General features: G+C 67.4%; 13 protein-coding genes and 1 other RNA gene. 12 read left to right on the top strand and 2 right to left on the bottom strand.

Annotated elements, in window-relative coordinates; genetic code table 11:
* Positions 1–126 precede the first annotated feature (126 nt).
* On the top strand, positions 127–912 hold the full coding sequence (hisN, locus tag F5X71_RS28215) for a histidinol-phosphatase (protein ID WP_167464736.1): 786 nt from the start codon (positions 127–129) through the stop codon (positions 910–912).
* Positions 913–992: 80 nt separating this feature from the next.
* On the opposite strand, the gene F5X71_RS28210 is transcribed toward hisN, so the two are convergent.
* Together F5X71_RS28210 and F5X71_RS28205 are read right to left on the bottom strand one after the other, a co-directional pair.
* On the bottom strand, positions 993–1,520 hold the full coding sequence (locus F5X71_RS28210) for a GNAT family N-acetyltransferase (RefSeq protein ID WP_238815516.1): 528 nt from the start codon (positions 1,518–1,520) through the stop codon (positions 993–995).
* Between the two features lie 50 nt (positions 1,521–1,570).
* A complete protein-coding gene (locus F5X71_RS28205; RefSeq protein ID WP_167464735.1) occupies positions 1,571–2,542 on the bottom strand; it encodes an SMP-30/gluconolactonase/LRE family protein in 972 nt (323 codons plus the stop codon).
* A gap of 196 nt (positions 2,543–2,738) precedes the next feature.
* On the opposite strand from F5X71_RS28205, the gene recQ reads away from it, so the two are divergent.
* The 11 genes from recQ to F5X71_RS28150 all read left to right on the top strand — a co-directional run bounded on the left by recQ (position 2,739) and on the right by F5X71_RS28150 (position 13,143).
* Entirely contained in the window at positions 2,739–4,610 is a 1,872-nt protein-coding gene (recQ, locus tag F5X71_RS28200; RefSeq protein ID WP_167464734.1) for a DNA helicase RecQ, read from the top strand.
* A 230-nt stretch (positions 4,611–4,840) separates the two neighbouring features.
* On the top strand, positions 4,841–6,325 hold the full coding sequence (gene phoA / locus F5X71_RS28195; RefSeq protein ID WP_428981406.1) for an alkaline phosphatase: 1,485 nt from the start codon (positions 4,841–4,843) through the stop codon (positions 6,323–6,325).
* Positions 6,326–6,423: 98 nt separating this feature from the next.
* The gene (locus F5X71_RS28190; protein ID WP_167464733.1) at positions 6,424–7,500 is read left to right on the top strand and encodes a metallophosphoesterase; all 1,077 of its coding nucleotides are present in this window, start codon (positions 6,424–6,426) and stop codon (positions 7,498–7,500) included.
* A gap of 67 nt (positions 7,501–7,567) precedes the next feature.
* Entirely contained in the window at positions 7,568–7,798 is a 231-nt protein-coding gene (locus tag F5X71_RS28185) for a hypothetical protein (RefSeq protein WP_167464732.1), read from the top strand.
* Positions 7,799–7,862: 64 nt separating this feature from the next.
* Complete coding sequence (smpB, locus tag F5X71_RS28180) at positions 7,863–8,336, top strand: SsrA-binding protein SmpB (protein ID WP_167464731.1); 474 nt, start codon at positions 7,863–7,865, stop codon at positions 8,334–8,336.
* Between the two features lie 67 nt (positions 8,337–8,403).
* Positions 8,404–8,775, top strand: a transfer-messenger RNA (tmRNA) gene (ssrA, locus tag F5X71_RS28175).
* 284 nt (positions 8,776–9,059) lie between these two features.
* Entirely contained in the window at positions 9,060–9,686 is a 627-nt protein-coding gene (locus F5X71_RS28170) for a Fic family protein (protein ID WP_167464730.1), read from the top strand.
* 177 nt (positions 9,687–9,863) lie between these two features.
* Positions 9,864–10,271, top strand: a complete 408-nt coding sequence (locus F5X71_RS28165) for a hypothetical protein (RefSeq protein ID WP_203218227.1) — start codon at positions 9,864–9,866, stop codon at positions 10,269–10,271.
* A gap of 57 nt (positions 10,272–10,328) precedes the next feature.
* Positions 10,329–11,234 carry a LysR family transcriptional regulator gene (locus F5X71_RS28160; protein WP_167464729.1) on the top strand — a complete coding sequence of 302 codons (906 nt, stop codon included), beginning with the start codon at positions 10,329–10,331 and terminating at the stop codon, positions 11,232–11,234.
* A 101-nt stretch (positions 11,235–11,335) separates the two neighbouring features.
* A complete protein-coding gene (locus F5X71_RS28155) occupies positions 11,336–11,890 on the top strand; it encodes a cysteine dioxygenase family protein (RefSeq protein ID WP_167464728.1) in 555 nt (184 codons plus the stop codon).
* Positions 11,890–13,143 carry a pyridoxal phosphate-dependent aminotransferase gene (locus tag F5X71_RS28150; RefSeq protein ID WP_167464727.1) on the top strand — a complete coding sequence of 418 codons (1,254 nt, stop codon included), beginning with the start codon at positions 11,890–11,892 and terminating at the stop codon, positions 13,141–13,143. Before F5X71_RS28155 ends, F5X71_RS28150 begins: the two co-directional genes overlap by 1 nt.
* Positions 13,144–13,166 lie beyond the last annotated feature (23 nt).

Genomic DNA, 13,166 nt, shown 5'->3' with positions numbered 1-13,166 from the left:
CTCGATCAACTCCAGTGGTGGGCCGAGGCGTTGACCGCCGCCCGTGCCGTCGCGGTCGCATAGCCACGCTGCACCGGCCGCACACCGTGTGCCGCTCCGCGGGGCGGCGCCCGATAGGGTGCGTCCGTGGCTGACTACTCCTCTGACCTGGAACTCGCCCTGCGGTTGGCCGACGAGGCCGACGCGCTCACCCGGGCCCGGTTCGGCGCGCTGGACCTGCGGGTCGACGCGAAACCGGATCTGACACCGGTGTCGGACGCGGATCTGGCGGTGGAGCAGGCGATTCGGCAGGTGCTGGCCGAGCAGCGCCCGAGCGACGCGGTGCTGGGGGAGGAGTTCGGCGGTGACGTCGAGCTCGAGGGCAGGCAGTGGGTGATCGATCCGATCGACGGCACCAAGAACTTCGTGCGCGGCGTGCCGATCTGGGCGACCCTCATTTCGCTGCTGGACGACGGCGTCCCGGTGGTCGGCGTGGTGAGCGCGCCCGCGCTGTCGCGGCGTTGGTGGGCGGGGGCGGGCGCGGGCGCCTGGCATCGCGTCGACACCGAAGCGCCGAAACAGATCTCGGTCTCGGCGGTCGGCGAACTCGACGCCGCCAGCCTGGCCTTCTCCAGTCTGTCGGGCTGGCACGAACGCGGCCTGCGCGACAACTTCCTCGCCCTCACCGACGACGTCTGGCGGGTGCGCGGCTACGGCGACTTCTTCACCTACTGCCTGCTCGCCGAGGGCGCCGTCGACATCGCCACCGAACCCGAAGTGTCCCTGTGGGATCTGGCGGCACTCGACATCCTCGTGCGCGAGGCAGGCGGTCGCTTCACCGCCCTGGACGGCACCCCCGGCCCGCACGGCGGCGACGCGATCGCCACCAACGGCCTCCTGCACGACGCGACGTTGGCCCGGTTGCGAGGCTGAATCGCGCTGTGCGGCGCATATGATCGGTTTTCGAGCCCGGTGGGGTGGATGCCGGTGTACGCCGGAATCCACCCGAACGATCAGGCGTCGGCGGGGGTCAGTAGGCGCTCCATCAGCACCACGTTGATGTTGCCGTGGAAGTGGGCGGGCAGGGGCACCTCGCGCAGTTCGGTGAAACCCTGTGCGGTGTAGTACTTCCGGAGCACCGGGTTGTTCGCCGCGGTGTCGAGGCGTTGCAGGGTGACGCCGCGGTCGAGGGTGTGGTCGGTGCAGAACCGGATGATCCGGCCGCCGAGTTCGCGGCCGCGCTGCTCCGGCGCGACCATGAGCCCGTGGATGTAGCCTGCCTCGGTGTCGTCGTCGGCGCCCCAGAAATCCGGATCGCGCCACACCAGCCGGACCGTGGCGATCAAAGCGCCCGTGTCGTCACGCCAGACGAACCATTCGCCGCGCTCCGCCTCGTCGGCGACGAGTTCGGCCGGGTATTCGCCGGGATGCCACTGGTCGATGCCGTTGTCCACCATCCAACGGGCGAGTCGATCGCGCAGCTGCGCGATGTCCTCGGCGTCGGCGCGGGTGGCCAAAACCATGGGGGCGGGTTCCGGCATGGTGTTTCCCTTTCCGAGGTGCTGCTGGTTCTCACTATCACTCGCTCGCACTAGAGCGCCGAGGTCGCGGGGGTCAGGTCGATGTCGGCCGGTGGGCGCAGGCGGCGCAGGGTGCCGTCCATCGCGGTGATGTAGAGCGCCCAGGCGTCGCCGTCCGGGGCGATCCGGACCGAGGTGGTGCCGTCGGGTGGGTTACGGGTCGGGCCGGGTTTGATCAGTCCGGTGATGATCGCGCAGGCGGTGCCGGTGCGGGTGTCCATCATGTTGATCGCGCCGAAGGCGTGGTCGGCGACGAATAGGGCGCCCGAGCGGGTGGCCTCCATATCGTCGGGCAGGGTGACCAGATTCGGTATTCCGGCGATCACGACGGGACTTTCCGGCGCGTCCAGCGGAATGCGGAAGATGCGCATGGTCAGGTTGTCGGTGTAGATCGACCGGCCGTCAGGGGCAAGCGCGAGGCCGTTGGTGAGCGGCAGGCTGGACCAGGTTCGCGTGTATTCGCCGGTCGCAGGCCGGTAGCGGCCGATTCCGGTCTGCGGCCCGCGCACCCCGATGGTGCTGAAGAGCAGATCTCCGTCGGGGAGCAGCAGCAGGCCGTTCGGCCCGTTCAGGCCGGTGAGCAGGACGGTCACCGCGCCGGTCGCGATCTCGTAGCGCTGCAGCGTGCCCGGTGCCGCGGTGAGTCCGTCCCCGGTGAGGAAGTAGACATACGGCCCGGCGACCCGCACGCCGGCCGGGAGATCCAGCCCGGTGAGCAGCTTCTCGAAACGGCCCGCGCTGTCGACGTGGCCAAGGAAGCCGTCGACGATGCCGGTGACGTAGTACCCGCCCGCTCCGTCGGCGTCGAGATTCTCCAGGTTTCCGACGCCATCGACCAGCGTGGTCGCCTGCCAGCCGTCGGTGCACTGCGCCGATGCGGGCGCGGCGGGCGCGGCGGTCGCGGTGGGCACGGCCGACAGCAACCCCGCCGCCAGTGCGAACACGACGGCGCGAATTCCGGTACTCGCCAGCCTTAATGCCATGTGCGCCAACTTAACAGGAGCGTGCCGGTCGCTCGTCCCGGCGAATTCCGCGTGATTCGGCGCGGTCGCAGGTCAACGCCCGCGCCGCGGCGGCGCGGATTGTGGTTTGTCCACATGTGCAGTAGCCGGGACTCGGGCCGGGAAGTCGGGCGACGTACCGGTGGCGCGGCGAGCGGGCACTCGTAGGATGGGCCGGGTGACTCCCCCCGATGCATTCGCGGCCGTGGCGACCGACACCGAGACCGGTGCGGACGCGGGATCCGGTGCGGCGCAAGAGGTTCTACGCCGGGTCTTCGGCTACGACAGCTTCCGCGGCGATCAACGCGAGATCGTGGAACACGTGGTCGCGGGGGGTGACGCGCTCGTACTCATGCCGACCGGTGGCGGCAAGTCGCTCTGCTACCAGGTACCCGCGCTGGTTCGCCCCGGCGTCGGAGTGGTGATCTCGCCGTTGATCGCGCTGATGCAGGATCAGGTGGACGCGCTGAGCGCGCTCGGTGTGCGCGCCGGATTCCTGAACTCGACCCAGTACCCGGATGAGCGGCGCACCGTGGAGGCGCAGTTCGTCGCGGGTGAGCTCGACCTGCTGTACCTGGCGCCGGAGCGGCTGCGGCTGGAATCGACAGCGCAGCTGTTCGACCGGGGCAAGGTCGCGCTGTTCGCGATCGATGAGGCGCACTGTGTTTCGCAGTGGGGCCACGACTTCCGCCCCGACTACCTGGCGCTGTCGGTGCTGCACGAGCGCTGGCCGGATGTGCCGCGCATCGCGCTGACCGCGACCGCCACCGGCAAGACCCGTGACGAGATCGTGCAACGACTCGACCTGGGCTCGGCCCGCCGCTTCGTCGCCAGCTTCGACCGGCCCAATATCCAATACCGGATCGAGCCGAAGAATAAGCCGGACCGGCAGCTGCTGGAATTCATCAACACCGAGCACGCGGGCGAGGCGGGCATCGTCTACTGCCTGTCGCGCAATTCGGTGGAGAAGACCGCGGCCTTCCTCACCGAGAACGGCATCCGCGCGGTGCCGTACCACGCCGGGCTGGACAATCGCACCCGCGCGCAGAACCAGGCCCGGTTCCTGCGCGAGGACGGCCTGGTCGTGGTCGCCACCATCGCCTTCGGCATGGGCATCGACAAACCCGACGTGCGCTTCGTCGCCCACCTGGACCTGCCGAAGTCGGTCGAGGGCTACTACCAGGAGACCGGCCGCGCCGGCCGCGACGGGCTGCCGTCGACGGCCTGGATGGTGTACGGGCTCAACGACGTTGTGCAGCAACGCAAGATGATCGATTCGTCGGAGGGCGACGCCGCCCATCGGCGCCAATTGCAGCTGCACCTGGACGCGATGCTCGCGCTGTGCGAGACGGTCAGTTGCCGGCGCGTCCAGCTGCTCAACTACTTCGATCAGCCGGGCACCGCGTGCGGCAACTGCGATACCTGCCTCACCCCGCCCGAATCCTGGGACGGCACCGTGCCCGCCCAGAAGCTTCTTTCCACGGTGCTTCGGCTGAAACGTGAACGCGGCCAGAGCTTCGGCGCGGGTCATATCGTCGACATCCTGCTCGGCAAGAAGAATCCCAAAGTGCTGCAACACGATCACCACGAGCTGAAGGTCTTCGGGATCGGCACCGATCTCCGGGACATCGAATGGCGGGGCGTGGTGCGGCAATTGCTCGCGGGCGGGCTGCTCGCCGTGCACGGTGACTACGGGGTGCTGACGCTCACCGAAGCGAGCAACGAGGTGTTGTTCGACGGCAGGCAGGTGCTGCTGCGCCGGGAACCGGAGCGGGCAACCAAGCCGGCCCGCGCCGCGAAGGCGAGCAAGGCCGTCGTCGATATGGCACCCGCCGACGTGCCGGTGTTCGAGCGGCTGCGGGAATGGCGCGCGGCGACCGCGAAAGAGCAGGGCGTGCCTGCCTACGTCGTCTTCCACGACGCCACGCTGCGCGAGATCGCGGCGCGCAAGCCGTCGAGCCTGACCGAACTCGGCGCCGTGGGTGGCGTCGGTGAGAACAAGCTGGCCAAGTACGGCGAGGGCGTGCTGGAGGTCTTGGCCGGAGAGTGACATTCTCCACCTTTCGGACATCTCCCGCGGGTCGGACAGCGGCTCGGGCTCGCGGGAAAAACACTGTGTAGCAGTGATATTCGCCTATTTCATGGTGTGCGCAGGCATGCGTACATGCGTATAAGACAGCGGCTGGTAACCGTGAGGTTGCCCGTTGTGCCCTTTTTGTTCAGAAGGTCTCGTAAAGCTCCGACCGACCCACGTCACTTCGAACAACGGAGTCTTCGCTCATGCCCCCTGTCTCGTCGCGTTCCCTGCCCCGCCGGTTCCGTGCGGGCGCGGTCATGGGCGCCGCCGTTCTCATCGGAGCCCTGGCCGCCTGCGGATCCTCCGACTCCACGAAACAGGGCAACGGTGCGCTCATCAGCCCCAAAGCCCAAGGGACGCTGAGCGACAACGGTGGCGCCCGCCGGACCAGCGGTGACCGCACCGACGCGGTGCGTGCCTCGCTCAACGGCAACCAGGCCAAGAACGTCATCCTGTTGATCGGCGACGGCATGGGCGATTCCGAGATCACGCTGGCGCGCAATGTCGCCGAGGGGGCGGGCGGCTACTTCAAGGGCATCGACGCGCTGCCGCTCACCGGTTCCTACACGCACTACTCGCTGGACAAGAAGACCGGAAAGCCGGACTACGTCACCGAGTCCGCGGCCAGCGCCAGCGCCTGGGCGACCGGCACCAAGACCTACAACGGCGCGATCAGCGTGAACCTCGCGGGACAGCCGCAGGCCAATCTCACCGAGATCGCCAAGGCGAACGGCAAGGCCACCGGCAACGTCAGCACCGCCGAGATCCAGGACGCCACCCCGGCCGTGCAGGCCGCGCACGTCACCGAGCGCAAGTGCTACGGCCCGGAAGAGACCACGGTGAAGTGCCCGACCAACGCGCTGGAGAACGGTGGGCTCGGCTCGATCAGCGAGCAGCTGCTGAACACGCGCGCCGACGTCACCCTCGGCGGCGGTGCCAAGAGCTTCGAGCAGAAGGCGGTCGCGGGCCAGTGGCAGGGGCAGACCCTGCGTGACCAGGCCAAGGCCCGGGGCTACCAGCTCGTCTCCGACAAGGCGGGCCTCGATGGCATCACCAAGGCGGACCAGGACGCGCCGGTGCTCGGCCTGTTCTCGCCCGGCAACATGCCGGTCCGCTGGATCGGTGACACCGCGGTCCCGAACGGCGTGAACCTGCCCGCGCAGACCTGCAGGCCGAACCCGGAGCGCGCCGCCACCGTGCCCGACCTGGCGACCATGACCCGCAAGGCGATCGACCTGCTCCAAGACCGCAAGGACGGCTTCTTCCTCCAGGTCGAGGGCGCCTCGATCGACAAGCAGGACCACGCCGCCAACCCGTGCGGTCAGGTCGGCGAGACCGTCGACCTCGACGAGGCCGTGCAGGCCGCGCTCGAATTCGCCGAGAAGGACGGCAACACCCTGGTGATCGTCACCGCCGACCACGCGCACAGCAGCCAGATCGTCCCGCTCGAGACCAAGTCCCCGGCGCTGACCAGCAAGGTCGTCACCAAGGACGGCGCCGAGATCGGCGTCTCGTACGGCACCTCCGATACCGGCGGTTCGCAGGAGCACACCGGCACTCAGCTGCGTGTCGCCGCCTACGGCCCGCGCGCCGCGAACGTGGTCGGCCTGACCGATCAGACCGACATGTTCTTCACCATCTGCGACGCGCTCGGCCTGGATCGCAGCAAGAAGCCGGCCGCGAAATAGCGACACGCGCCGCGATTCGTCCCGCCCTGCGTCGCCGGGCTCGCCCCGATGGGTGAAGATGGTTGCCGGGCGGGACACCGGATCGTGGAGGATTTCAGATGCCTGACAACAACTTTGGTCGGCGGGACTTTCTCGCCGGGGCTGCGGGCATCGCGGCGGGGGCGTCGCTGGTCGGTCTCTCGCCTGCCCAGGCGGTGCCGGTGGCGCCCGGCGTCACCAAGTTCGACTTCCCGACCGAGCGCAAGGTGCGGGTGCTGGTGACCGGTGACGCGGGCACCGGTGCGCGCGGTCAGTGGGCGGTCGCCGACGCGATGCGGGAGTTCCACCGGCGTGAGCCGTTCTCGCTGGCACTCGGCCTCGGCGACAACATCTACGAGGCCGGTCCGAACAACGGCGCCGACCCCCAGTTCGCGGACAAGTTCGAGAACCCGAATACCGGCCTGGATTTTCCGTGGTTGATGGTGCTCGGCAATCACGACAACAGCTCGGCGCTGCCCGGCGACGGTGGCTGGCTGCTGCGCGGCAACTACGAGGTCGAGTACCACGCGAACTCGCCGCGCTGGTGGATGCCGAGCCGGTACTACTCGGTGCGGGTGCCGCACGAGAATCCGGTCGTCGAGTTCTTCGTGCTCGACCTCAATCCGATCGCCGCCTACGTGCCACCGATCTTCGCGCCGTACTGGGCGGCCGATGGTCAGTTCATGAACGAGCAGAGCGCCTGGCTGGACCAAGCACTCACCGAATCGACGGCCACCTGGAAGATCGCCTGCACCCATCACCCGTACCTCAACAACGGACCGCACGGTAACGCGGGCAACTACGAGAACCTGCCGATCGAGCCGATCAACGGCGTCCACGTCAAACGCTTCTTCGAAGATCATGTGCTCGGCCGCTGCCAATACCTGCTGTCCGGCCACGACCATTCGCTGCAGGTGCTGGAGCCGACGATCGGATCCAAGGGCACCCGCCAGATCGTGTCCGGCGCGGCCGCCAAGACCGTCTCCGCCGAACCCGCGCTCACGCCGCACGGTGCCAACGCCGCGCTGTTCGAGAACTATCACCAGCTCGGCTTCATGGTGCTCGACCTCGACGAAAGCCGCACGGACCTGCGGGTGTTCACCGTCGACGTGGCCACCTCGGCGGCGACAGAGGCCTTCGCCCGACGTCTGGCCTGAGTATCAACTCTGTTGCCACACCCGGTAATCGGGGCGTATCACCGTCGTTCGGGTTACCGTGCTCGCTATGGCTAGCGGTGATGGCCCCGACGACGACGCGGCCGACAGCTCCCCGAGCACCGAGCCCCCCGATGCGCCGCCGATCGTCAGCCGCGGCATCGATCCCAGCGTGGAAAGCGTGTGGTTGGGCCGCCGACCGCTGCCCCGGCCGGGCAGGCCACGGATCTCCACCGTGCTGCTCGTGCTCGCCTTCATCGCCCTGCTCACCGTCTGGGTGCTGTTGCGTCCCGGCGGCTGATCGCTGAGCGCCACGCCACAACCTGGGAATAATCGGGTTGCCGCGTCACTTAAGGTTGAGCGTTATGAAGGAACAGGGGCGCAAGGTCATCGCGACCAACCGCCGGGCGCGGCACAACTACACGATCCTGGACGTCTACGAGGCCGGGATCGCGCTGGTGGGTACCGAGGTCAAAAGCCTGCGTGAGGGCAAGGCCTCGCTGGTGGACGCGTTCGCGACGGTCGACAACGGCGAGGTGTGGTTGCGCGGACTGCACATCCCGGAATTCAGCCACGGCACCTGGACCAACCACTCCCCGCGCCGGGTCCGCAAGCTGTTGCTGCACAAGCGCGAGATCGATCGCCTCGTCGGCAAGTCGCGGGAGGGCAACCAGACGCTGGTCCCGCTGTCGATGTACTTCTCCGACGGCAAGGTGAAGGTCGAGCTGGCCCTCGCCAAGGGCAAGCAGGACTACGACAAGCGCCAAGACCTGGCCCGACGCACCGCGGAGCGCGAGGTCACCCGCGAGCTCGGGCGCCGGGTCAAGGGCATGCGGTGAAATAATGGGAAGAACCCGGCATCGGCCGGTGTTAATATGAACAGCCCGGCAAGGTGCCGGGACGTACGGGGCTGAACGGTTTCGACTGCGTACGTAGATCTAGGGGAAGCGTGTCGGTGCAGGCAAGAGACCACCGTAAGCGTCATTGCAACCAATTAAGCGCCGATTCCAATCAGCGCGAGTACGCCCTCGCTGCCTAAGCAGTAGGTCGTCTCTGTCAGTCCGGGTTCGTCCCTCGACCCGGGTACTGGCATCAGCTAGAGGGACTTACCGTCCGAGCCGGTCGCGGACCCGGACGGAAAATCCAACAGCGACTGGGATCGTCATCTGAGCTAGTTCGCGAGACTCAGAGATCCAAGTAGAGACACAGCGAACTGCACACGGAGAAGCCCTGGAGACGCGGCGGAGGACCCGGGTTCGATTCCCGGCAGCTCCACAGCACGAGGCCCATGCCAACAAGGCATGGGCCTCGCTCGTTTCAGTGTCGAACTAATGCGGCAGGATGCTCAGTTCGGCCTTCGGCCGGTAGCATCGAAGTGCAGAACGCGGAATGGATAAGGGGTGAGTCGTGAAGCGTCGTTCGGTATCCCAAGAGGTCGTCAAGCGGGTCGTTGTCCAGTCGACCAAGGCCTCTGCGCGGCTCGAGAACCGGGTCGTGCCCACTGGCTATACACGGTCAGCGCGGGTCGAGAGCTTCCTGATGAAGCGTCGATCGCGGGTCTGATGTCCCTGACGCCGGGCTATGGCGAGACACCGATCACCCACGACGAGGCAGACGCGCTGCTTCCTGACATCCGGGAGTTGCTCGGAGAGCCGGTAAGTAAGGCCGCCATCTATGACCTCGAGCAGGCCGTACAGGAACAAGCCAGCGTGGCCCTGCTGACCGCAGTGTTCGGTGCCACGTTGACTCTGGATGAGTTGTTGAGCGGCTATTTTCTGCGCGAACTCCACAGTCGACTTTATGGAGATATTTGGACGTGGGCGGGGAAGTTCCGGATGCGTGAGTTGAACATCGGCGTCGCGCCTGAGCAGATCGCTGTTGAGCTCCACGCCTCACTGGAGACCATCCGTTACCGTTGGCAGCACACGAATGATTGGACGCCGCGTCAGCTCGGTATCGCGGCGCACGCTGAAACGGTCAGGATCCACCCCTTCACAGATGGAAATGGCCGTACTACTCGTCTGCTCGCCGACCTCGTATTTTTCGCTGCGCAGGACGGTGACGTGCTGGAGCAGTACGACTGGGCGCTCGATAAGCCTCGGTACATAGCTCTGCTGCGCGAGTACGACAAGCACCGAGACCCAAGCGATCTCGCGGAGCTTGTACCAGTCCGCTTGTTCGGTGAATGACCGCTGGCACGCCTAGTCGATGTTGATGCATAGCTGATGGACCGCCTATCTCGGTCCTCGGTCTGATCGTCTACCCCTGCTGCCGCGGATCGTTACGACGAGTAGCAGATTCGCATATCAATCCCCTTCCAGCGCGACGGGGACATCCACCGGTGGTGGGACGACTTCCGCTCGCGCGTGGCCTTCACCAAGCCGGAGGATCAGGATCTGCTCGGCCTGCTGGGTGTGGCGGCATGTTTCTCCGCGCGCGAGGACGGCACGGTGGAGCTGCCGTTCGACCCGGTGACCGGAGTGCTGGACGACGCGGCCTGGCAGCGTTGGCTCGATTGGGATCCGGTCCGCATAGTCCCGAAATACGCTGAGGCCCTGCGTGGTTTGCGCGGGATCTGGATCGACGGCGGCACCAGGGACGAGTGGTTCCTCGACATCGGCGCCGAAGCGTTCCGTGCCGCGCTGCTCGCCGCTTACGTCCCCGCCGGCATCATAGAGTTCGAGCTGTTCGACGCCGGGCACGGCGGCATCGACTACCGCTACCCCCTATCCCTCGCCTGGTTGTGCCACCGGATCGCCCCCGAAGCACCCTGACCGACCGCGGGCCTGCATGAATTGCTGTGGCGGTCAAAGCGGTGCTTATTCTTGGCCATGTTCGACTCACGGCACATTCGGGTTTTCGACGAGGTCGTACGGACCGGTTCCTTCGCGGCGGCGGCGCGGCATCTCGGGTACACGCAGCCCGCGATCAGCCAGCAGATGAAGGCGCTCGAGCGGTCGGTGGGCACGCCGCTGTTCGTGCGGGTGGGCCGAGGGTTGCGGTTGACGGACGCGGGCGAGATCCTGGCCAGGCACGCGGCGGGCATTCTCGGCACCATCTCGGCGGCGCAGCAGCAGATGACGGCGATCACCCGGTTGAAGTCGGGACGGGTCCGGGTGTGCGCGTTCCCGAGCGCGTGCGCGACGCTCGTCCCGTCGGCGGTGGCCTCGATCAAAGCGCGGCACCCCGGTATCCGGATCGAGCTGTTCGACGCGGAGCCGCCCGAATCGGTGGAGGCGTTGCGTCGCGGCGACTGCGATATCACCCTCGCCTTCACCTACGACGCGGGTGAACAGCCGGATTCCGCTGACCTGTACAAGGTTTCGCTGCTCGACGACCCGCTGATCGTGCTGCTGCCGCGCGGGCACGCGCTGGCTCGGCGGCGCACCGTCGAGCTGGCGCAACTCGCCGATGAACGCTGGATCGCGGGATGTGTGCGCTGCCGGAGCCATTTCATCGAGTCGTGCGCGACCGCCGGTTTCGAGCCGCACATCGACTTCACCACCGACGACAATCTGGCGGTACAGAGCTTGGTGGCCGAGGGGACCGGGGTGGCGGTGATGCCGAGCATGGTGCAGTCGTTCATCCGGCACCCGAAGGTGGTGAGCCGTCCTGTGATACCCGCCGATTCCCGGACGGTGGCGGCGTACACGCTGTCCGGGCATCAGCGGATCCCGGTGACCCGGCTCATGATGGAGGCCATCCAGTGTGCCGCGAACGCGATGAGTTTGACGTGAAAATTGTTGTGTGCAGGCGTATTCCATCTATAAGCGATCCTTGGGTATCGGCAACATTGTCTAAGTAGACCGCTGCGGTCGCGGCCCGCATCCTGGTCGGTATGACGACCAGCACAGCGGCACCAAGCACGCCACAGCTCGCCGATCTCGTCTGCGCGATAAGGGAAGTCGTGCGGCTCGAACGTCCGCCCGCCGAGGCGGCCCGGCTCGTCGCCGATCGGCTCGAGCCCTTCCTGCGGCAGCCGGATCTCTTGCCCGACCAGTACCGCGAAGGCGACCCGCAGCGGTATCGCCAGCACCTCGTGCACACCGAGGACGACGGCAGCTTCTCGGTGGTGGCCATCGTCTGGCGCCCGGGGCAGCAGACACCCATTCACGACCACGTAGCGTGGTGTGTCGCAGGCGTTTACGAGGGCACCGAGACGGAACGGCGCTATGAGCTGCGCGGCGCTGGCCCGGACGCCCGCCTGGTGGTGGCGGCCGACGTGATCAACCCCGCGGGCACCGCGTGCGGCTTCGCACCGCCGGGGGATATCCATCTGGTGCGCAATGCCGGTGCCACGACGGTGATTTCGATCCACATCTATGGCGCGCACATCGGCAAGCTCGGTACCAGCGTGCGCCGGGAATACCGACTGCCGATCGCGGAGGCCTGATGGACGCCGTAGTGCCACCCTCGGCCACGCTCGCCCTGAACGAGAAGATCAATGCCCGGCGCGCGGCGGGCGAGGACATCCTGCACCTCGGGTTCGGCGAGGCCGGGCTGCCGGTGCTGCCGGAAGTCGCTGCGGCGCTTGCCGATGGCGCGATGGCGAACTCGTACACCCCGGTGGCGGGCACCGCCCCCGCGCGGGTGGCGGCCGCGGGATATCTCTCGCGTGGTGGGCTGCCGACGAGCCCCGAGCAGGTCCTGCTCGCGCCGGGAAGTAAAGCCCTGCTGTTCGCCGCGATCGCGGTGCTGCCCGGCGATGTCGTGCTGCCTGTTCCGTCGTGGGTGAGCTATCCGGCCCAGATCGGGGTGATCGGCAAGCGCGTCATCGGGGTGCCGATTCCGCCTGAGGTGGGTGGTGTGCCCGACCCGGACCTGCTCGAGGCCGCGCTGGCGACCGCACGCACGGCGGGTACCGATCCGCGCATACTCATCCTGACCGTGCCGGACAATCCCACCGGCACCGTCGCGGGCGCGGCCGTGCTGAAGCGGGTCTGCGATATCGCCGACCGGCACGGGCTGACGATCATCTGCGACGAGATCTATCGTGATCTCGCGTATGAGCCTGCGGCACTGTGCAGTCCGGCACTGCTGCTGCCGCAGCGCACGATCGTGACGGGCGGGCTGAGCAAATCGATGGCCCTCGGCGGCTGGCGCATCGGCTGGCTCCGGACGCCACCCGGTAGCGCCGGAGCGCAACTGGCGCAACGGATCAGCGGTCTGGGCAGCGAAGTCTGGTCCTGCCTTTCCGGACCCATGCAGGCGGCGGCGACGTACGTCTTCGAAGCGCCCCCGGCAGTGACCGAACGCATCGCTGCCAGCCGACGACTGCACGCGGCCGTCGCTACCGCGGCACACACGGTATTCACCAAGTCTGGAATCGCTTGCCGTGCACCCGAAGCGGGCTTCTACCTCTACCCGGACCTGGAGCCCCTGCGCCCCGGGCTGTCGCGGCGCGGCATCGAGACCGGCGTCGCCCTGGCGGATCTGCTGCTCGATGAGTTCGGCATCGGGGTTCTGGCCGGTGCGCATTTCGGCGACACTCCCACCGCCTTGCGCTTCCGTGCCGCGACCAGCCTGCTCTACGGCAGCACCCCCGACCAACGCCGAGAAGCCCTGGCCAGCACCGACCCGACCGCGCTGCCCTGGATCGCCACCGCCCTCGACCGTCTCCACACCGCGATGCAATCCCTGACCTGAGCACCTAGATCAAGACGGACCGT

It is taken from the genome of Nocardia brasiliensis, assembly GCF_011801125.1.
GTDB lineage: Bacteria > Actinomycetota > Actinomycetes > Mycobacteriales > Mycobacteriaceae > Nocardia > Nocardia brasiliensis_C.
The sequence above is the reverse complement of the archived record's forward strand: the minus strand, read 5'-3'. Positions and strand labels throughout refer to the sequence as shown.

What these genes read in the sequence shown, in the direction of transcription:
- F5X71_RS28210 (WP_238815516.1), bottom strand. Translation starts at nt 1,520, where the DNA reads ATGCCGGAACCCGCCCCCATGGTTTTGGCCACCCGCGCCGACGCCGAG.
- F5X71_RS28205 (WP_167464735.1), bottom strand. Translation starts at nt 2,542, where the DNA reads ATGGCATTAAGGCTGGCGAGTACCGGAATTCGCGCCGTCGTGTTCGCA.
- phoA (WP_428981406.1), top strand. Translation starts at nt 4,841, where the DNA reads ATGCCCCCTGTCTCGTCGCGTTCCCTGCCCCGCCGGTTCCGTGCGGGC.
- F5X71_RS28190 (WP_167464733.1), top strand. Translation starts at nt 6,424, where the DNA reads ATGCCTGACAACAACTTTGGTCGGCGGGACTTTCTCGCCGGGGCTGCG.
- F5X71_RS28185 (WP_167464732.1), top strand. Translation starts at nt 7,568, where the DNA reads ATGGCTAGCGGTGATGGCCCCGACGACGACGCGGCCGACAGCTCCCCG.
- smpB (WP_167464731.1), top strand. Translation starts at nt 7,863, where the DNA reads ATGAAGGAACAGGGGCGCAAGGTCATCGCGACCAACCGCCGGGCGCGG.
- F5X71_RS28170 (WP_167464730.1), top strand. Translation starts at nt 9,060, where the DNA reads ATGTCCCTGACGCCGGGCTATGGCGAGACACCGATCACCCACGACGAG.
- F5X71_RS28160 (WP_167464729.1), top strand. Translation starts at nt 10,329, where the DNA reads ATGTTCGACTCACGGCACATTCGGGTTTTCGACGAGGTCGTACGGACC.
- F5X71_RS28155 (WP_167464728.1), top strand. Translation starts at nt 11,336, where the DNA reads ATGACGACCAGCACAGCGGCACCAAGCACGCCACAGCTCGCCGATCTC.
- F5X71_RS28150 (WP_167464727.1), top strand. Translation starts at nt 11,890, where the DNA reads ATGGACGCCGTAGTGCCACCCTCGGCCACGCTCGCCCTGAACGAGAAG.